25 protein-coding genes are annotated in these 18,702 nt (G+C 65.3%); 5 read left to right on the top strand and 20 right to left on the bottom strand.

What is annotated here, in order from left to right; genetic code table 11:
* Positions 1-196: 196 nt before the first annotated feature.
* From ACWGID_RS29240 to ACWGID_RS29320, 17 genes are all read right to left on the bottom strand, one after another.
* Positions 197-1,651: a tyrosine-type recombinase/integrase gene (locus ACWGID_RS29240; protein ID WP_452201897.1), complete on the bottom strand. Its 1,455-nt coding sequence runs from the start codon at positions 1,649-1,651 to the stop codon at positions 197-199.
* Positions 1,648-1,869, bottom strand: a complete 222-nt coding sequence (locus tag ACWGID_RS29245; protein WP_452201899.1) for a helix-turn-helix domain-containing protein — start codon at positions 1,867-1,869, stop codon at positions 1,648-1,650. The genes ACWGID_RS29240 and ACWGID_RS29245 overlap by 4 nt, the downstream gene beginning before the upstream one ends.
* Before the next feature lie 72 nt (positions 1,870-1,941).
* The gene (locus ACWGID_RS29250; protein WP_452201901.1) at positions 1,942-3,612 is read right to left on the bottom strand and encodes a YfjI family protein; all 1,671 of its coding nucleotides are present in this window, start codon (positions 3,610-3,612) and stop codon (positions 1,942-1,944) included.
* Positions 3,609-4,073: a hypothetical protein gene (locus ACWGID_RS29255; RefSeq protein WP_452201903.1), complete on the bottom strand. Its 465-nt coding sequence runs from the start codon at positions 4,071-4,073 to the stop codon at positions 3,609-3,611. Before ACWGID_RS29255 ends, ACWGID_RS29250 begins: the two co-directional genes overlap by 4 nt.
* A gap of 191 nt (positions 4,074-4,264) precedes the next feature.
* Entirely contained in the window at positions 4,265-4,573 is a 309-nt protein-coding gene (locus ACWGID_RS29260; RefSeq protein WP_452201905.1) for a hypothetical protein, read from the bottom strand.
* Positions 4,570-4,920, bottom strand: a complete 351-nt coding sequence (locus ACWGID_RS29265) for a hypothetical protein (RefSeq protein WP_452201907.1) — start codon at positions 4,918-4,920, stop codon at positions 4,570-4,572. Before ACWGID_RS29265 ends, ACWGID_RS29260 begins: the two co-directional genes overlap by 4 nt.
* Positions 4,917-5,282, bottom strand: a complete 366-nt coding sequence (locus tag ACWGID_RS29270) for a hypothetical protein (RefSeq protein ID WP_452201909.1) — start codon at positions 5,280-5,282, stop codon at positions 4,917-4,919. Before ACWGID_RS29270 ends, ACWGID_RS29265 begins: the two co-directional genes overlap by 4 nt.
* Positions 5,283-5,294: 12 nt before the next feature.
* Positions 5,295-5,627 carry a hypothetical protein gene (locus ACWGID_RS29275; protein WP_452201911.1) on the bottom strand — a complete coding sequence of 111 codons (333 nt, stop codon included), beginning with the start codon at positions 5,625-5,627 and terminating at the stop codon, positions 5,295-5,297.
* Positions 5,628-5,887: 260 nt separating this feature from the next.
* Entirely contained in the window at positions 5,888-8,251 is a 2,364-nt protein-coding gene (locus ACWGID_RS29280) for a cell division protein FtsK (RefSeq protein WP_452201913.1), read from the bottom strand.
* Positions 8,248-8,448: a hypothetical protein gene (locus tag ACWGID_RS29285; RefSeq protein ID WP_452201915.1), complete on the bottom strand. Its 201-nt coding sequence runs from the start codon at positions 8,446-8,448 to the stop codon at positions 8,248-8,250. Before ACWGID_RS29285 ends, ACWGID_RS29280 begins: the two co-directional genes overlap by 4 nt.
* Positions 8,445-10,082, bottom strand: a complete 1,638-nt coding sequence (locus ACWGID_RS29290) for a DNA cytosine methyltransferase (protein ID WP_452201917.1) — start codon at positions 10,080-10,082, stop codon at positions 8,445-8,447. The genes ACWGID_RS29285 and ACWGID_RS29290 overlap by 4 nt, the downstream gene beginning before the upstream one ends.
* On the bottom strand, positions 10,082-11,071 hold the full coding sequence (locus ACWGID_RS29295) for a hypothetical protein (protein WP_452201919.1): 990 nt from the start codon (positions 11,069-11,071) through the stop codon (positions 10,082-10,084). Before ACWGID_RS29295 ends, ACWGID_RS29290 begins: the two co-directional genes overlap by 1 nt.
* Positions 11,068-11,304 (bottom strand): hypothetical protein, encoded by a 237-nt coding sequence (locus tag ACWGID_RS29300; protein WP_452201921.1) that lies wholly within the window; start codon positions 11,302-11,304, stop codon positions 11,068-11,070. The genes ACWGID_RS29295 and ACWGID_RS29300 overlap by 4 nt, the downstream gene beginning before the upstream one ends.
* Positions 11,304-11,783, bottom strand: a complete 480-nt coding sequence (locus ACWGID_RS29305; protein WP_452201923.1) for a DUF3307 domain-containing protein — start codon at positions 11,781-11,783, stop codon at positions 11,304-11,306. Before ACWGID_RS29305 ends, ACWGID_RS29300 begins: the two co-directional genes overlap by 1 nt.
* Positions 11,780-12,028, bottom strand: a complete 249-nt coding sequence (locus ACWGID_RS29310; RefSeq protein ID WP_452201925.1) for a DUF6284 family protein — start codon at positions 12,026-12,028, stop codon at positions 11,780-11,782. The genes ACWGID_RS29305 and ACWGID_RS29310 overlap by 4 nt, the downstream gene beginning before the upstream one ends.
* Positions 12,029-12,113: 85 nt before the next feature.
* Positions 12,114-12,272 (bottom strand): hypothetical protein, encoded by a 159-nt coding sequence (locus ACWGID_RS29315; RefSeq protein ID WP_452201927.1) that lies wholly within the window; start codon positions 12,270-12,272, stop codon positions 12,114-12,116.
* 87 nt (positions 12,273-12,359) lie between these two features.
* Complete coding sequence (locus tag ACWGID_RS29320; protein WP_452201929.1) at positions 12,360-12,527, bottom strand: hypothetical protein; 168 nt, start codon at positions 12,525-12,527, stop codon at positions 12,360-12,362.
* Positions 12,528-12,650: 123 nt separating this feature from the next.
* Here ACWGID_RS29320 and ACWGID_RS29325 point away from each other — a divergent pair, with 123 nt between their 5' ends.
* The 5 genes from ACWGID_RS29325 (at position 12,651) to ACWGID_RS29345 (ending at position 16,898) form a co-directional block, all read left to right on the top strand.
* Positions 12,651-12,923, top strand: coding sequence for a hypothetical protein (locus tag ACWGID_RS29325; RefSeq protein WP_452201931.1), 273 nt, complete (start codon positions 12,651-12,653; stop codon positions 12,921-12,923).
* A gap of 116 nt (positions 12,924-13,039) precedes the next feature.
* A complete protein-coding gene (locus ACWGID_RS29330; protein WP_452201933.1) occupies positions 13,040-14,197 on the top strand; it encodes a hypothetical protein in 1,158 nt (385 codons plus the stop codon).
* Positions 14,198-14,202: 5 nt separating this feature from the next.
* On the top strand, positions 14,203-14,763 hold the full coding sequence (locus tag ACWGID_RS29335) for a cysteine hydrolase family protein (protein WP_452201935.1): 561 nt from the start codon (positions 14,203-14,205) through the stop codon (positions 14,761-14,763).
* A 290-nt stretch (positions 14,764-15,053) separates the two neighbouring features.
* Complete coding sequence (locus ACWGID_RS29340; protein ID WP_452201937.1) at positions 15,054-15,920, top strand: hypothetical protein; 867 nt, start codon at positions 15,054-15,056, stop codon at positions 15,918-15,920.
* A gap of 315 nt (positions 15,921-16,235) precedes the next feature.
* On the top strand, positions 16,236-16,898 hold the full coding sequence (locus tag ACWGID_RS29345) for a hypothetical protein (RefSeq protein ID WP_452201939.1): 663 nt from the start codon (positions 16,236-16,238) through the stop codon (positions 16,896-16,898).
* Here the strand turns inward: ACWGID_RS29345 and ACWGID_RS29350 are convergent.
* The 3 genes from ACWGID_RS29350 to ACWGID_RS29360 all read right to left on the bottom strand — a co-directional run bounded on the left by ACWGID_RS29350 (position 16,850) and on the right by ACWGID_RS29360 (position 18,468).
* Positions 16,850-17,092: a hypothetical protein gene (locus tag ACWGID_RS29350; protein ID WP_452201941.1), complete on the bottom strand. Its 243-nt coding sequence runs from the start codon at positions 17,090-17,092 to the stop codon at positions 16,850-16,852. The two genes, ACWGID_RS29345 and ACWGID_RS29350, sit on opposite strands and share 49 nt — an antisense overlap.
* 137 nt (positions 17,093-17,229) lie before the next feature.
* Positions 17,230-17,778 (bottom strand): hypothetical protein, encoded by a 549-nt coding sequence (locus ACWGID_RS29355; RefSeq protein WP_452201943.1) that lies wholly within the window; start codon positions 17,776-17,778, stop codon positions 17,230-17,232.
* 165 nt (positions 17,779-17,943) lie between these two features.
* Complete coding sequence (locus tag ACWGID_RS29360) at positions 17,944-18,468, bottom strand: hypothetical protein (RefSeq protein WP_452201945.1); 525 nt, start codon at positions 18,466-18,468, stop codon at positions 17,944-17,946.
* Positions 18,469-18,702: the final 234 nt, after the last annotated feature.

Genomic DNA, 18,702 nt, shown 5'->3' on the forward strand with positions numbered 1-18,702 from the left:
CGCGAGACCGTCCCGACCACGGACCCAGACGACTGCTTCCGCGCCCTCCGGGCGTGGGGGGGGGGGGTTGGGGCGGGGGGGGGCCGCCACCCGGGGGCCGCCCGGCCCCCCGCCCCCGCGCCCGCCCCCCGCGCGCCGCCCCATTCGTTTTGCAATATGGGGTCTGACCTGCGGTTTTCCTCGGTCGGCGACCTTCCTACGACGCGACCGCTGTCAGGCCCGGCGGCTCGTCGTCGGGCCCTCGACCGGGCTCGATCGCGTGATCTGTACCCAGATCCGTACCCAGGCCCTCCGATTGAGCCTCGTAAACGGCCGCTGCGCGCTCGATCAGCTCACCCATCGCGTCGGCCATGGCGCGGTCTGTACCCCGCGACTTGTGGGTGTAGATCTTTCCCGTCACGGTCACGTCCGCATGGCCGATCCGCTCGCTGAGCGTCTTGATGTTGTGTCCCGCGTCCTGAGCCATGGTGGCGTAGGTGTGGCGTACGTCGTGCAGGCGAATGCGCGGCACTCCAGCCTGATCCACAAGCCGGTTGAACCGCGCGGTGATGGTGTCGGGATGCAGCGGCCGGCCTTCGGGCCCAACCATCAGGTAGTCGTGATTCGGATAGCTCGCGCCAAACGCCTCCCGTTCCCCGTTCATCTGGTCGATGTAGCTCCGCAGATGACGAACCGTGAAGCTGTCTATCGAGATCTCGCGCTGACTCGATTCGGACTTGCCGTCCGACGCCTCGGCCCGTCCGCGAACTACGACCCGTGTGTCCTCGATCGTCAGCGTGCCGTTGTCCAGGTCGATCATCTTCCGCTCGACGCCGGCCAGCTCGGATCGGCGCATTCCCGTAGTTGCTGCTAGCACCCACATTCCGTTGTAGCGGTCTCGGAAGGCGACGCGTAGAAACGCGCCGAGTTGGAGCGGGGTCCAGATCATGTGCTGCTTCTTTCCTGTACGCCTGCCCCGTTCCCGTGGCAGGACGGCGTGGACTGCTGGATTGGTGTGCAAGTAGTCCCACCTCACGGCGTCCTTCAGCGCGAGTTGGACAACGACGTGCACGTTTCGAACGGACTTGGCGCTGAGACCAGGCGAGTACTCGGCCGGGATACGTCCTCGCTTGTATCGGCGCACCGCCTCCCGTGCGGCATCGAGCTTGGTGCCACAGGCGGCGGCAATCTCACGAGGCAGCGGTCCAGCGCCATCGCGCTCCCTGCGGTGGGCAAGCCAGTACTCGTACATTCGGCGGTTGCCGTCGCCCTTCGTTCGCCCGTTCTCCCGAAGGTGTTTGTAGAAGGCGTTCAGCGTCGGAACCGTCAGGTCCCCGAGCCACCGTGAGCCGATTACGGGCTTGATGTAGGCGTCAATGTTGTCGCGGTAGTTCTGCTTCGTCGTGTTCTTGAACTGGTCCTCGTTCGTGGCCAACCATTCATCGAGGAAGTCTCCGAAGCGGATCTTCTTCGCGACCGCGGTGCGGCCGATCGCGACGCGCTTCTTGGCCTCGATTGCGGCTTCCCATGCCGCATCTTCGGTCTCAAAGCCACCCGTGAATGGCCGCCGCCGATTGCCGGTCAGTGGGTCGGGTTCCAGCTCGATCCGGAATCCCCACTTCTTGCCCCTCTGGTCAACCGTGATGCCGGGGATGCTTGGTCGCTTGCTCACGCGGCACGCTCCAACTCTTCGCTGTTGATGGATTCCGACGCGTCGCCGTCAACAAACGCCTGAAGCCGGTCGGTTACGACGTACACGCGACCGCCGAGACGCCGAGTCGGCAGCTCGCCAGATGCGGCAAACCGGTACGCGGTAGCTCGGCTCAATCCGACTAGCTCGGCCGCCTTGGGAACGGAGATCAGAGCGGGAAGTGCGGTGGTGTCGATCATCGGTACTGCGTCTCCCTGGAGTGACGGAGTTGCCTGGACAGAACGGACAAAACGGACAAAACCTGTGGAGGGTCAGCGGTCTTGGTGTGCTACGGGGTGGACTTCGTAGGTGTCGCTGGGGCGGCCCCCCTTGCTGCTGATGGGTGCGGGTTGGGGGCGGATGTGGCCGTGGTCGGTGAGGAGTTCGAGGGCGGGTTTGATGTCCTTCACGGAGGCGAATCGGCCTCGGTTTCCTCGGAGGGCGTCGCGTCGGCTGAAGGTGTCGAGACCTTGCTTGCGGATCCAGTCGAGGACGGCACGGGCGTCGTCCAGGTCGGGATCGGATCGGCCCATGAGGTCGTAGACCGCGAGGGCGTGATCGAGGTAGTAGCGGCCGATCTGTTCGGCGGCGCGGATGGTGTCGGCGGTGATGGGGGTGGCGTAGCCGGTGGTGAAGGTGTGGGCGAGGTGGAGGAGTCCGGCGATGCGTACGACGGCGCCGGCGAGCTTGGATGCCCAGTCGGTGATGGGTGCCAGTTGTCCGGTGCGGGGGTGGAGTCGGGGTTCGATCCAGTCCTGGAACTCGAGGAGGACTTGGCGTGCCTCGGTGGTGAGCGTGAGTTGGGTCGGGACCTCGTTGTCGGCCAGGAGGAGGACGAGGCTCGTGAGTTCGTTCGTGTAGGTCATTTCGGTGTCGTCCGGGACCGGGCGGGGCTCGTTGTTGCGTTGTCCGACGGTGTTGACGGGCAGGCTGTAGAGGATGCGGGCGAGCACGCCGCGATCGCGGAAGCCGGGCTGTGCGGCCAGTCCGGCGAGGGTGCCGGGCTGGGTCGTGACGCCGAGCGTGAGTGCGGGGCGTTCGACGGTTTCGGAGGCGCGGCCCTTGCGGTCGACCTGGAGCTTGTCCCCGGCGTGGCCCTTCAGGAACACGCCGAGGTTGGGGGCAGCTGAGTAGCGGGTGCCGGTGAGGGTGGCGAACACGTCGCCTTCGGCCGACAGGACTGCGATCCGGCCGCCGTGGGTGGCGAGCAGGGAGACGCACGACTCCGGGGTGACGTCGTCGGTCATCAGCCTGGCCAGCTCGGGTACGACGATCGCCGCGGCTTCCTTGGCGGCGGCAGTGGCGTCAGCCAGCGCAGTTTGAGGTTCGGCCTGTGCGGTCTCGGCTTTCTTGGCGAGCTGTTCGGCCTTTGCCCAGGCGACTCGTGACGCCATCTCGGCTTCCACCCGCCGGGCGGCGGCCTGGTCCCGCAGGGCGTCCTCGGCGTAGGTGAGCGGTGAGGTCATGGCCCGGAACACCGGTGATTTGCGGGAGCCGGGCGGTAGTGCGGTGACGGTGTAGAGGTTGACCGGTTCGACCCAGGAACGATCGACCCGCACGAAGACCTTGCCGCCGCCCGCCGTGGACAGGCTGGCCAGTGCAACTGATGCGGCCAGGTCGATCGGCGTCTGGGTCGCCTCGGCCACCGCGGTCACCTGATCCGAGAGCCAGGCAGGGAACACCTGTACGGGGAACGGCCGGACGAGCCGATCGGTCTTCAGCGGCACTGGTTCGCCGTCCCACTGCTGCGCGACCAGTCCGGTGTTGGCGGCCGGGGGTGCCGATTGGTCGTGATGCAATGGTGTGTACTGACTTTCGGCTGGTGTGTGGAGCTGGATCGGTGCTGCGGCTACGGCGGGTTCTGTGGCCCATGGGTCGTCGTCGGGTGGCTCGGTGAGCGGCGGCAGCGGTGGTAGCCAGTCGGGTAGTTCAGCGGCGTTCATGCGGCTGCTTCTCCGTCCTGTACGGCGGCGTCCATGGGCTGGTTGGGGCGTTGGCCGGGGTAGTCGCCGGGACGTGGCCGACGGGCTTCGGTGATGCGCTCGGCTTGGGTTTTGGCGTAGTGGGCGCGGAGGGTGAAGGCGGCCCGGGTGGCGGCGGCGCGTGCGATCGCGGTGGCTTGCTCGAACTGTTGCGCCCGGTGGCGTTCCTCGGCCTGGTGGAGGGCGTCGAGTTCGCGGCGTACGCGGTTGGGGATGTCGTCGGTGTCGGTTGCCCAGCACTCGGCGGCGATGACGGCGGCGGCCAGCTTGTGCGGGTCGTCGTCGGCCAGCGCTGCCCAGCGCGGGGAGCCGTAGGCCGGGTTGGTGGTCCGGTCGGTGATGTGGGCAACCATCGCTGTCGCCCAAGCCCTGCGTGCGGTGGTGGCGGCGGGGTCGGCGGGTGTCCAGCGGGGGACCTTCATCAGCTCGGTTCCTTCCTCAGCTTCGTTCCGGGTCGATCCGTGGGGGCGGGCCGTGTGGTGTCGGGAGGGCCGGACAAAACGGACAAAACGGACAGAACTAGGGGTTTTGGCGGTTTTGTCCGTTTTGTCCCGGGGTCAGTGGCCCTGTTGACCGGGGTTTTGTCCGTTCTGTCCGTTTTGTCCGGGGGTGGTCAGTCGCTGTAGACGGCGGCCGCGGTGACGCACCGAACGGCGTCGCGCAGCGAGGACGACGCGGCGCGGAGATGCTGTTCGGCGTCGCGTCCGGCGTAGGTGCGGTGGAACTGCGGGTCCTGCAACTCGATCAGGCCGAGCAGTGCGCGCAGGCTGTCGTCGACGCAGGAGACGGAGTAGCCGAGAGCGGTCTCCAGGTCGCGGCGTTCGCGCTCAATCTGGGCGTCCCACTCTGCCGCGATCGCCGCGTCGGTCTCGGGGTCGTCGTGGGTGAGCATGGTGAGCGGGATGGTGATGTGGCTGGTCATGCGGCCTCGATTCCGGTGGTGTCGAACAGGTCAGGCTGGTCGGGATTGGTGCTGGTCTGCGCGGCGCCGGCGGCGCGGCGGATGCCGGTTTCGCAGGTCGCGCACAGCGCGAGCCGTTCGGTGGCGGTGACGGCAGCGGTCAGGGAGGCGAGCGGGTCGGCGGCGACGACGGCGAGCCGGTGTGCTGTGCCGTGGACGGTTCCGCAGCGGCCGTGGGTCTTGGTGTGGGGTCGGCCGCACTGGCCGGTGCACTCGCAGCACCACTCGGCGGCGATCATGGTTTCCTCCCAGATCCGCGCGCCGATCCGCGGCGGCCGGAACGGGTCGAACCCGTGGCCCGCTGTCATCGGGCGGCCCACGGGTCCTGAGCGGGGTGGTCGTCCCATCTGCGCAGGACGCCGGCCTTGTGGGTGCCCGTGTGCGTGGCGTCGAGCAGGCAGCGCACGGTTTCGTACTGGTAGGGCTTGCCGATGGCGTGAGGGTTATCGGCGAACGGCTGCGTGGTGGCGGTGCACTGGTCGGCGACGTCGTTGGTCCACTCGCCGTGCTCGGGGTTGTCGGTCGGCCAGTAAGCGTGGCAGTTCTCGCATGACCAGCCGTCGCCGGCGTGCGAGACCTCGTCGCCGCACATCATGCAGGCGGGGTTGCGCCACAGGAGGTCAGCGGGTCGTTGGCGGGGCACGGGCTGGTGATGGTTCGGGGAGTACACGGGTCTTCTCCTTCAGTGCTTGCGGTTGGCGTCGGTTGCTCGGTGATCGAGGAGGCGTCGGCCGATCCGTTTGCGGCGTCCGGTGCCTTTGCAGCGGGGGCAGTTGCGGAACTTCTTGCCGGACGGGGAGCGGGACTTTCCCGCGCCGTTGCAGCGGGCGCAGTTGGCGTAGGGCCAGATCGCGCAGGCGAGCAGGTAGAGCCCGGTCAGGATGAGTGCGGCGATGACCAGGACGGCGACCTGTTCGGGGCGGCTCAGGGCGTCGGCCGCGTCGGTCGCCGTGGCCGCTCCTGCGAGCACGAGCCCGGAGCTGCCGAGCAGTACTGCCTGGACTGGATCGGTCACGTTCGTCACTTTCTGTAGTTGATGGTGGGTGTGGTCGGCTAGGGCGGTCGCCTATCGGCGGCCGTCCGGTCGGGTCGGTTTGGGGTTGATGCGGGGTTGGTTAGCTGGCGGTGATCGGGTTAGGTCCCTAACCCGGCGGCTGGGCGGGGGCTAATCTGGGCGTGACCTGCAGAAAGTTACCGAGTGAGCCGGGTTAATCGGGGCCGGAAACTGCCTGGTCAGAGCCCGTTTTCGGCGGTCTCCGACCCCGGTGCGCGGGGCTAACTCGCCAGCTCGGGAGCCTGGTCCTCGCCGCCGTTCTCATCGGTGTCGGAGTGGCCGGCGTCGCGCTCGCGGCGGACGAGAGCGTCACGGACTGTAGCCGGATCGAGGGGGTAGCGGTTGTTGGTGGAGGCGACCTTGACGCCGTAGTCGGCGGCGAGCTGCTCGCGCAGCGCCTTGCCGGTCAGACCCTGGTACGGGCCCCAGGTCGGCGCGAGCCGCTTGAGCAGCGCTGGCACGTCCGCGATCCGCACCGGTACGTCGTCCAGCACCTCGTCCAGGTCTGCAAGCAGGTCACGGCTCTCGATCTGCGGTCGCCGCGAGTCGCCCGGCGCGGGCAGCTCGCGCTTCTTGATCGCGGCCAGAGCCCGGTCGATCAGCGGGGTGATCTGGTTGTTGCCCTCGGCGCCGTCGAGGAAGAACCACTGCAACGTCTCGTACTTGGCGGCGGTGAAGCCCTTCACGATCGCCGTACCGCGGTTCTCGCCGGGGATCAGGTCGGTCGCCCGCACGCCCTGCTTGTAGGCGCCTTGACCGAGCAGGCCGTCGTTGGCGACGTAGTCCTGGACGTAGAACGCGACGTTGTTGGTGCAGTTGCGGGTCACGTCCTTGGGCAGCGACGTAGCGGTCGGGGCCTGTGTGGAGACCCGGAAGTGCATGCCGCGCTTACGGCAGAGCTTGACCAGCGCGACGGCGTACTTGGCGATCTCCTCGCCGTACTCCTCGTGCTGGAAGGCCACGTGCGCCTCTTCGAGCAGGCCGACGAGCGGGTGCAGGCCGACGTTGCGGTCCGCGAGCTCGCGGGTGACCTGCTCGACTTCGTAGACCTTCAGCAGGTCGCCGCGCCGGCCCATCTCCTCGTACATCTCTTTGAGGTCGTCGCGGATCTGGCGGATCGACTCGTCGTCAGCGCCCATGACGTACCGGGAGCAGCGGCGCTTGAACCGCTCGAAGTCGAAGTTCTGGTCCGGCACCCAGATCCGCATCTCCACCGTCGGGTCCAGCGCGCACCCGGCCATGAAAGTCTTCGACGCCGACGACTTGCCCTGACCCGGCGCGCCACCCACGACCGAGTTGCGGCCCATCACCGGCTCGCGCAGCTCGTCACCGCGCAGCGTCTTCCCGGCCGGAACGCCCTTGAACACGTCCACCAGACCCTCGGTCAGCAGCGGGTACGCGCCGGGACCGCCCGCGAGCGCGCCCTTGTCCGCGACCCACAGGTCCAAGATCCCGGCCTCGTCGCCGGTCGTCGGCCACACCTCAGAGCCGGCGCGGTGCAGGCTGGTCGCCAGCGCGACTCGGCGCTTCGTGATTTCCTCTGCCGGGACACCACCTGGGAGCCGGATCAGCGCGTGGGTACCGCGGCCCTGCTCGCGGGCGGGGGTGATGAACTGGAGCTTGTAGCCCTTCTTCAGGTAGCTGGTGATGTTCGGGATGCGCAGCGAGTCCAGCGCCTGGGCGATCGTGGACTCGTCGATGTCCATGTCCCACTCGGCGTCGGCCGTGGTGACCATCCACGACGGCGGCTCGGCGGCCCGCTTGCCTTCACGGAACAGCGCGATCACGAACAGCACCGGCAGCGCGAACGTGAGCAGCGTCCACAGCACCCCGCCGAGCGCGATCACGAACCCGATCAGCGCGAAGAACCCGCCCCACACGCCCGTGAACGAACCGTGCCCGGTGAACTTGGCGAACACCGCGATGATGAACACGATCACCGGCGTCGCCAGCGTCGCACCGACCGCGACCTTGAGAACACCCCACGCGAGCTTCGGCAGATCCATCAGACGGCGGTGGCGGCGCTCGGTCGCGGCCTCCTTCGCGGCCGTCCACTCCTTCAGCGCCTCGCGGTCACCGGCCGCCTCGGCGGCCTTGATCTGGCGCCGGTAGACGCCCATCGTCCCGGCGTCCCACGCCCGCTTCGCGAACGACTCACCGCCCTTGACGACGGTGTAGGCGGTCCGCACGGCGGCCTTCCCGCTCGACTTGGTGCGGTCGTGCGTGGCGACCCGGACCGAGACCCGCTTGGCGACCTGACCGGTCGTCACGGCACGCCGGACCAGAGCGCCACGGTTGGCCAACCGCTCGTCCAGCGCGGCCGATTCCTCCTCGGTCAGGATCTCGCCCTCGATCACCTCGGCGTCGATCACCTCACCGTCATGAACGGTGCCGGTCGCGTCCTCGTGAACAACGTCCTGAACGTCGCTCGGATCGATCCGCTCGGCGGTTTCATGAACGATGCCCGAGTCCACGTCATGAACGTCCTCGTGAAGGTCCTCGTGAACGTCGTCCTGAACACGGTCCTGAATGCCGTCGTGAAGGCGGCGTACGTTGTCGCGGCCGTCGTTGTGGTTGGTGCTCATGACTTCCTCCGGGTGTTGCCGGTGGTGGTCGGGTTCGCGGTCGGGGTGGGTCGGAGTTCGAGGTAGACGCGGACTCCGAACGAGCCCCGGTTGGGGTAGGCACGGTCACCGCCAGCGGTCTCGAACGTCTCGCGCAGCACGGCGACAACGGCGGCGATCTGGTCGGGTTCGCCGGACAGCCGGACCTTGACAGTCATGCCGCCACCCCCTCAGCCAGATCGAGGGCTCTGGTGGTGTGGTCGGGGATCTCGTGGCCGAGCGATTCGGCGACGGCGGAGATCAGGTCACGAGCGGACGGCGGCGTGACTGCGTTGCCCGCCATCTTCACGAGGTTGCGGTTCGACGGCGGCTTGCCCTTCTCGTCCAGGACGGTCCAGTCGTAGTCGCGTGGGAACGCCATGCCCGCGGCGACCTCGTGCGGCTTGAACATGCGGAAGTAGCACTCCGGAACCATGTCCTCGGCGGCCTTCAGGTCGGACGGGCTCACCTTCGGCCGGCCGCCGCGCGGACCGGTCTGGATCAGCGACTGGTGCCCGGCGGTGGTGAGGGTGCGCATGTACTCGGTAACCGGGGTGGTCATCTCGGCACCGCCGGTGTTGTTGCGGTGCACGAGGGCGTACCGGTCGACGGTCGTAAGCGTGCCGACCGGCTGGTTGGTGGGCATCGCGTGATCGGCGTTGCCGTAGTACGGCGTCACCAGCGAGTACGCGTCTCGAGTCGTCAACGTCCGCAATGCTTCGCTCGTCGGGCGTGCGTCCTCGTTCCACGTCCCGCCGGACGGCGTGACCAAGCCGTGGTGGTTCCCGCCGGCGGTGAACGTTCCCGCAGGCTCAGACACCGGGCGAGCAGTCGACGTGCCGTACATCTCGGCGATGAACGGCGCCACCACGGCGGTCTCCTGCCGCGTCGTCTGAGTGCGCATCGGCCAGTCGACAGGCTGCGCCTGCTTCCCCTCGCGGGCCTCAACCGGAACCGCGAGCACCTGCCCCCAGTACCGTGCGATGCCCTGCGCGATCCGCGCACGGGTCTTCGGCTGCAACCGGTCCCCGATGATCTCGCCAGGGATGGTCCAGTCGATCGCGTGCGCAGCCGGCAACCAGCCCGGCTCGACCTCGGTCCCGCAGTTCGCGTGCACGTACACGTACGCCTGCCGGTAACGGCCCACGGTCTTGCCAGGCTTGAAGGCTTGCCGGGACTCGGCGATCACGTCGCAGTTGGGGCAGTACGCCTTGGGGCGCAGGACCCGCTCGACATCGGGCATCGGTGTGCCGGGCTTCCAGCACACGATGTAGATCCGGTCCCGCGACTGCGGCGCCGGCGAGCCGAACGCCTGTGCGTGCATCGAGTTCAGCGACACGACCCGGAACTTGTAGCCGAGCTTCATCAGGTCCTGCCGCCACACGTACCACGCCGTCCGGTACTTGGCCTGAACGGCGATGTCCACGACGTTCTCGATGATCATCGCCTGGTACTGGTGGTACTCGGCGAACTTCAGCACGTCGAACATCAGCAGCCGCGAGCGCTGCGCGGCCTCGGCCGACTCGGGCTCCTCGAACAGGCCCTTCTCGATCTTCGGCAACACCTTGCCGTTGGCCTGGCTCCACTTGGTGCACTCGGGGCTGGCCCACAAGATGTCCGTCTTCGGGAAGTACCTCGGGTTCTCCTTGTGCAGGTCGGCGTGCGAATGATCGGTGTTCGGGTGGTTGAGGTTGTGCACAGCGATCGCGAGGTTCCAGTGGTTCGCGGCCATCCGCACCTTGACACCGGGCACCTGGATCGCGCCCGTGCTCGAACCACCTGCACCACAGAAGAGGTCCGTCATCGTCAGCATCAGGCAGCCTTTCCTTCGATCTGCTCGGTCGCGGGTTCGTTGACGTGTGACGGGAGCGTCTTCATCCAGTCGGTGTCGCTGGTCTGGAGGGAGATCCGGACCGCGGATGCGACCTTGGACGACAGGCCCGCGGAGCATCCGGTCGTCCTGCGCGCCCATGCCGGGGTCACGTCCTCGTCGGACATGCCGGGCTCCACCTCGGCCAGGGCGGCGGTCACGTAGTCGGCCAGTAGCTTCCGGCCGGTCTTCGCGGGAGCCTTCTTGCGCGGCTTGGGCGCCGACTTCCGCGCCACGTGCGGGCGATTCGACTCCTCGGGGGTCTCGATGAGCTCGCGGGGCTGCACTGCGTCCTGACAGGTCGTCGCAGGCTCGGTGGCCGTCGGTGCCGGGACGGGCGCATCGAGCCGTTCAGCGGCCTTCTGCGGGTTCGCTAGGTCCGCCGGACGCTCGGCACGCAGAACCGCCTCCGTGAGCCGATCCCGCAGGACCGGAGCGGTTTCGGCAGCGCAGAACACGAGCACCGGCGGAACCGAGTGCAGCACCACGCCGGCCAGATCCAAACGGCCGAACGAGGCCCACGTGTTCATCGCGTACGTCGCAGCGAACGCGAACCGCTTCGTGCGGCCGATCCACTTCGTGTGATCACTCACCTGGTAGCGGGCCGTGATCTGCTCGGCCCGAAGGACCGCGATCAGCACCAGCGAGACCATCGGGTCCAGCAGCCACGCGGCCACCCAGGTCAGCGAACCGAAGGCGGCACCCTGTGCGGCGAACGCCTGCACGTTGACCATCGTGAACGCCAACCCGAGCACGATGCCGATCCACATGCATCGGTCGGCCTGCGTCCGGACCGACTCGACGCGGAGCGCGACGACATCAGGGTGCGTCGACAGCGCCCGTACCTGCGAGGCTTCGGCGGCCGACGCCCGGAGCTTGTCCACACCGGTCGGCTTGTCGTTGCTGGCCGCAACCATCTCGGTCGTGGTCATCGCGTCTCGCCCCCGGTGAGGTGGTTGGCGACCCAACCGCCGGCGTGGGGCAGTGTGTCGGTGGTGTGCAGGACGTGGTCGCCGTGCCAGACGACCCACGCCGTTCCCAGCGCCGTGCGGGGCGAGACGACCTGGACCAGGTCGTAGCCCGCGAGCTTCCACCAGCCGAAATCAACCTGCACGAGGTCCGCCACCGGCACCTCGGCAATCTGCTCGGTCATCAGCGCGGTCATCAGGCACCCCCGGACAGGAGGACCGTCAGCAGCGCCGCGACGAACAGGCACAGCTGGTGGAAAGACTGATCCAGGGCGTATCCGGCCGTCCCGAGCGACGGGTTGTCGTCGTGGGCGTTGCCGTTGCGATCGACCCCGGACCGCGGTACGCCGAGCCGCAGGAAGTCACCCTTGCCGAGCCACCGGGCGAACCGCTCCAGGTGGATTCGGCGATCGGCCAGGTAGTGCGTCACTGCCGACAGAAGTTGGCCCGCGGCGAAGCCGAGCCAGGTCAGATTCAGGTCAAGCACCTGCCAGACGACCAGCCCGAGCAGGGCGGTGGTCGCGGTGTAGGTGGCGACGTGGCGCAGGCAGGCAAGGCGACCGACCCAGCCGGGCTTGCCTTTGCAGGTTGCCTGGCTGTGGGTCTGGATCCAGTGATCGCCGACCGTGTGGGCCGTCAGTAGAGCCGCAAGGTAGGCGGCGAACGAGGCGCTCATGCCACAACCTCCGTCTCCGACACGTCAACAGCCAGGTCGCGGGCGACGTCCAGAACCCGACGCTGAGCCCGCCGCACCCGGCGCGTGTCCAGAACGGACGCGGACGGGCTCGCGTTGATGTAAGCGATCTCGGCGTTCAGCAGATCCAGCTCGGCCTCGATCAACGGCATCTCCTGCTCGATCGCAGCCAGCTCGGAAGCGGTGGGCTCGTCGCCGGCGACAGCCGAAAGGTGGATGATGGTCATCAGGGTTGTGCTCCTCTGCGCGAATGGATTAGTGCGGCCCAGACGCCTCGGCGGTTGCACCCGCCGGGGCGTCGCTAAGTGATGGCTACTGGTTGTTGCGGAAATGGCGCTCGATCTGGTCGTACCGTCGGGCCTCGTAGGCCTTCACGTCGGCCTCGTTCATCCGTGAACCGGGCTTCCCGATCTGCCAGCGCATGAGCTTGGCGGATCGGGCAACCTCGGCCTTCATTTGCTTCTCGGACATCGCCATGAGGGTTGCTCCTTCGGGATCTTCTTGGCCTACGGGCTGTTAGCCCTGACCTGGTTGGGCGGTCGTCGGGATGACCAGTCGTCAGCGACGCCACCACGGCAACTTCTGCGCGGCCTTGTTCGCGGCGCCGTTGAGCTTCAGGTACGTCGGATCGTCAGCGGAGTCGCAGCTGTACGAGTGCAGCGCCTTGAGCGCCTTCTTGTACTCCGCAACCGCCTTCTTCTGCTGGCCCTTGTTCGTCTTGTTCACGGTCAGGTCTCCCTCGCTGGGATCGAGTCCGGATGCTTCGTTACTCAGTTTCGAATCACTGATGCGAATCACCATAATCCACGATCTCGGGGTTTCGCAAGTGGGATCCGATACCATGTTGGGGTGACTGACGTACGGGACGAACTGACAGAAGCGACCCGCCTGTATCGGCAGACCGAGAGCGCCCACGAGGCCGCTCGGCAGGCCGTCATCGCCGCATCCCTTGCTGCATTGCGTGCTGGCCTGACGCCGCAGGAGGTCGAGCAGCATTCGCCGTTCACGACGACCTACGTTCGCAAGCTCGCTCGCGACGCGGGCATCCCTCCGGCGACACGGGGGCCAAGGCCCAGGGCGCCCAGGCGTACCGACGCGGCTGCGGCACCCGAGGGGCGCTGACGATGGGATTCGGTCCATGCCATTCAGCGTGCCGAGTAGTTCACGCTCCGCGTAGACGACATCACAGGACGCAGTTGGACATGCCTCGTGTCCCTGGACATGGGAGGACGTGACTGATGTCCGAGTCTTCGATGCCCGCCTCCCCTCCTCGTCGGACCGTGCTGATTCAGTACCGAGAGGCGCGAAAGTGGGGGCGCGGCCGACTTGTCCGTGAGCTTGAGCGGGTCGGTCACCAGCTCGGCCTATCGATGCCCACGCGCACCGCGATGGAAAAGGCGATCTACCGGCACGAGACCGGGCAGAGCCAGGTCACGGACGAGATGTACATCCGGCTTTACTGCGGTGTCTACGAATGCTCCCCGTATGACTTGTTCGGCGACCCCGCTATCGTCAGCGGGCCGCCGGGCGAGGACCTGTCGATCACCAGCAACAAATTTATGCCGACGTACGTCGGTCCGGAGGTTGTCGAACGACTCGGCAATGGCGTCGGGGTGGAGCGGTGCGAGGTCGAGTGGTCGGGAGCGTGGAGGATCAAGCTCGATCACCCGCGCGGTGTGTGCACCCTGTACGGCTTCCCTTGGGGGTGCCTCCTCTTCCACATTGAAGAACAGCTAGCGCCGCGGTCGATCGCCGAAGTTGCGGTTTGGCGACACAGCTCGTATCCGCTGGAGTTGGAGTGGACTAATGAAGCCACGAAGAAGCTAGCCGGCGAGCAGCATGGCGGACCCGAGTATGCCTTTAGTGCCTTCTGGGCAACTGCCCTTCCCTGGCACGGCGACGAATTGCAGACCGCACTCCGGCTGCTCTGTAATCAGAAGAGCATGCTGAACCTCGATGAAGACTTGCAATCGGTCGCTCATGCAGAACTGGTTGAACGGGCTTTCCTCCGTGACGGCTACAACGACAGCCGAATTCTCGACTTCGGAGCAAGCGGCATCTCGCATGCTTATGCCAGCTGGTCCGCAGTAACCTACTTTCCGATCGCGGAACGACGTTCGCTCTCCCAAAGTTCGCTCGTCGAATTCGAGATCATGGTGCAGAGCCTGTGGTGTTATTGCCACCACATCCGGACTCAGGTTGAATCCGGCCGCGACCCGCAGATCCCCGACGGATACGATTGGCGTTGGCTGCGCGGGGTAGCGTCGAGAATGGTCAATACTCGACCACAAGAGACAACGCAGCACCTTGCCATGAGAACCACAATCCTCAAGACCAGCGAGCTCGACGAGCATCTGCGATCCGCTGTCGAAATCCTCCGGGACGTGGAAAGGTAAGCCGAATGATCAACCTCGATGACAGCGTCTTAGCCGTGGTCGACATGCAATACGGTTTCGTATCCCCGGCGTCTGCTCACGTCATACCGCGAGCGTCGAATTTCATCCGCGCGTGGGCTGCTACCGGGCGGCCGTACATCATGACACGGTGGTATAACACCCCTAATTCGCTGTTCGAGCAGCTTTTCAACTACGACATCATCCACAAGGGATCACATGAGTTTGAAATTGTTGATGAGCTGAAAGACCTCATTGATGGAGCTGTGGCGGTGCTGGACAAACCCACCTATTCGCTCTTCTCTGAGGCGGGAGCAAACCTCGTCGCTGAGCACGGCTGGACCAAGATGATCGTAATCGGCCTAGATACGGAGTCCTGTGTGCTAAAGACCGCGGTCGACGCGTTCGAGGCTGGCCTGGTCCCCTTGCTCGTCACTGATCTCACGTACAGCCACGCGGGGGAGGAGGCTCACAGCGCCGGCCTCCTTGTTGCGGGCCGGTTCATTGGTCGTCGCCAGCTGGTTGAGGCGGCGGACATTCTTTCTGCTGACACGCGAGCGACGGCCTGAAATCATGAGTTACAAATTTGTCCGGGTCAAAGACCTTCTTGCCGACTATGTCGCCGCACACCCGAGCGCGCGGCATGGTCTCTGGCTAGAAAATCTCAATGCGGCAATAGATGCATCGCACCTCGATGTTGTCAGCGTGGGATATGACAACACTGGCGACCCGATGACCTTGTTGTTGAGGGACGAAAAAGGAGCCTAGGTGGCGGGCCGAGGGGGAGTAGTGGAGATCGGTAAGTACGTATCTGCGCGTTTGAATGGGACTGGGCCCTTCGGTGGCTCGACGAGGCAGCATGATGGGATCTAGTGGCCTCGATATTCCCGAATACGCGGACACCGGCGCCGGAGCGGACTTCTTTGCCCAATACCGAGCGGATCTCTTCTGGGCTACATCGACGACGATCGTGGCGCGCGATCTGAACTACTTGGTCGACATGATCGGGTCTACGGTAGGCGAAATGGATCCCGACAAGTGGGCCAAAGAGGCGGACCTGACTTGGACTCCGGATATCGCACTGGTGTACTTTGCTGGATACGCCGAGCGGGCCGAGCACGTTCGGTCAGTGACGGATAGGGCGCACGCTGAGTTGATGTTGTGCCGATGTGTTGACAACCTCCTGACCTACTTTACTGACTTACTGAAGATGATCTTTGAGGTGCGTCCGCAGATTTTGAAGCGTAGTGGCTTAACCGTAACGGTGGCCGAGCTGCTCGAGTATTCGACCATATCCGACGCTGTCTCTGAATTGGCGGATCGGAAGGTTCATGATCTGTCCTACAAGGGATTAGGGGAGCTCAAGGATTTCTTCAAGCGCAACCTCGGCTTAGATCTAGTCGATCCAGTCAACGACCAGGGCTTGACGCTCGCAATTGAGTCGCGAAACCTGTTGACTCATAAACGGGGTCGCGTCGATAAGCGCTTCCTTGAGAAGATCCGTACTGACGCGCTCCGGGTCGGCGAGCGTTTAGATCTCGGGCCGCGTATATTTCCTGAGCTGATTCCGTTGATACTTCGTGTCGTCCGCGAACTCGATGCACGTGCTGCTGCAAAGTTCGGATTCAGCACGGCGTTCGTTCTGCCCTCGGATCCGCCGGCGTCAGCCTTGCCGTATGAATGGCTCCGGGAGCGCCGGGGAGCCACACTGGCAGACGAATCCTGATGGTCGCCTAGGCGGAGAGTTAGGGCGTCCGCGAGGCTCGGTCGGCTAGTCTGGACTGTCGTCGATTGAGGCTAGGGGTTACGGGGACCGGTTCGATTCCGGTCTGCATCTTGGCTCTGATCGTCTTCGCGCTGTTGCTAGTACGACTCGTCAGCCTGGTCCTAGATGGCGTCAAACCAGGAGTCGAACTGCCGCGAGGCGGGAAGGAGCCGCGTGTGGAGGCTTACGCGAGGCTGTTCATCAGTGGAATGTTCGAATCCGCGTGGACGATCGGCCTAGGTGTAGTAGCAGGTCCGCTACTCCTAACCTGAGTCGATGACCTACTACGTCTCGCGGGGGATTCGCAGTGTGGATAGTCGCTACAGTCAGCGCATGGTGACGCTGGTTGACCCGCCGCTCTGGTTCACGATTGCAAATGCGGTGGTTGCGACGATCGGAACGATCGCGACCACTTCGGTAGCTCTCTTCTTGCTTTGGCAGGGGCACAAGGACCGTGATCGAGTTGCGGGTGAAGCCCGGCGAGCGCAAGCATCACGAATCCGGTTAGAGCGAGTCGACGTCGGTGGGGGTGCCGGCGTCGTCGGCAGTCACCAGGAGATCATGGTCAGCAATGATCTCGTGAACAACAGCGATGACGTCATCAGGGAGATCAAGCTTGAGGTCTGGATTGACCTGAAGTACCCCGAACCGGGCGAGAATCCTGAGGTCTTCCGCGGTCGGCAGACCTACGAGCGTCTCGACCCGGGGGAGTCGGCACGGTTCAAGGCTGTCACCAACGTGCGGTGGGACACGACGACCGGCGGCGCGCCTGAGATGAGCGGCCGATCCTGGATCACCTTCGTAGATGCCGCCGAGCAGCGCTGGAAGCGCGATGAGCATCACCGGCTCATCGAGGCGCCGCTGACGTTGAAGGTCGTCCGCCCTGGGTATCAGCTGTTCCGCTCGTCGTCGAAGACGACGTCGGCTGGTTCGAACTGAGCTCGAAGCGCATCGGCGATCGCTTCGCGCACTTTCTCACGCCCTGCCGACGTGCCGTCGTATCGGATTGAGATGCCGGTGCCAGCGAAGGTCTTGTGGTACGCGTCCACCAGCACGCCCGCGTTCTGAATCGTCGTGACCAGGAGGTCCGACTTCGCGCGCCCCGGCGCCCAGTAGTTCAGCAGCTCAGCCATCAGGCCCCCTGAATACCAACGTCGATGTTTCGCGACACTACCGGCCTCAACAGCGCGTGGCTATGAGTCAGCCGCAAAGCCACAGCCGGGGCAGCTCGCCGGGGGCGGGGAAAAGACCGCCGGGCATTTGCGTCGACCTACCTACTTGAGCCAGTCTCGGGCTTAGCCAGCTCGGCAGGGTCGGAGACACCGAGGTCTCGGCTCAAGGATTTACGAGCTGCCGCTAGAGCGTCGCCGGCCCTGCTGATCAAGTGATGCTGTCCTTCTGCACCGTCTTCATGCAGGGCCACTTCCCAGTCAACGATGTATCTGTAGGACTTTCGAACAACGTCCTCGAGCGGGGGGCTGAGCAGGGCGATCTCACTCATGACCTCGCTGACCGCATCCCACCATGCGTCGTCCAGATCCTTGAGGCGCTCTTCAGGTTTGCCGTCATTAAGCCAGGCTTTGAACAGCTCGTCATGTCGTCGCACGCACAGCTGGATGTACCGGGCATACGCGACTCGCTTGGTGTCGAGGAAGCGCGCCTTCTGCTCGGACTGCCGCCGCTCAATGGCTTGCTGCTTCTCCCACTCCAGCTTCTTGCTTTCACGCCGGCCGGTGAAGACCGCTGCGACCACCTGGCCGGCGACCGCACCGGCTGCACCGATACCCGCCCCAATGAGAGCAACGACAGTCGCATCCATGGACAGAGAGCCTAGTCACCGGGGGAGTCGTGCGCAGTTAGTGCGGAAGTTCAGACCAGCACATGCAATGTCGCAGGTCACGGAGCGAGCCCCTTCCCTCTGTAAATCTGCCGGCGTACGTCCCTATGACAGCGAGCGACCCGAAGCAGGGCAAGGGACTGTTTCTCAGCATGAGCCGATTAGTTGCAGCAGCATGCCGACGACCGCGAACCCGAGACCGACGACCGCCAAGGGGATGCCGCCCGTAGCAAGCTCGATATCCTTCCGTTCAAGATCAGCCTGCGTCGCCCGTAGATCCGTGTGAAGTTCGCGGAGCTGGGTGTCGCTTCCAACCGCCAGCTGATGCAATGCCTGCTGCGTCTCAAGCGCGAGCTTGGTCGTTTGTGCTAGGTCACGGGCGAGCTGCTGGATGCGTTCATCGGTCGAGGACTCGTCTGTCATCCGCACGCTCGGCGTCGACGTCTTGGTACGCCAGTACGTGGATCTGCTCGACGTCACTCGGGTGGTAGGCGCCGGCCGGGGGCGCAGACGCAGTACCTTCACCCTCAGCCGCTCCCACAGCGCATCGAGTCTTGGTGACAGGAATCGTCCGTGGCCGGGGTTGTCCCGCCATGCCTTGAACAGCCCGATGGCGGTCGTCGCGAATCCGCAAAGTTCCAGAGCATTGCCGACGATCGAGACCGCGTTCATCCGTCCCCCAGTGACTCTCCTGCGTACCCAGAACCGTACCCAAGACATACTGAATCGCGGCGCGCCAACCGAGACAAGTGAGACGGCCGGAACGCCAACTCTGGCCGTTTGAGCGTTGGCCTGGCAACAGATGAATGATCTGAGACAGCGTCAGGGCTACTCATAACCCAGAGGTCGCAGGTTCAAATCCTGCCCCCGCTACGGAAGAGAGCCCCGGCCCCCACGGGCCGGGCC

This window comes from Kribbella sp. NPDC054772, from assembly GCF_053611945.1.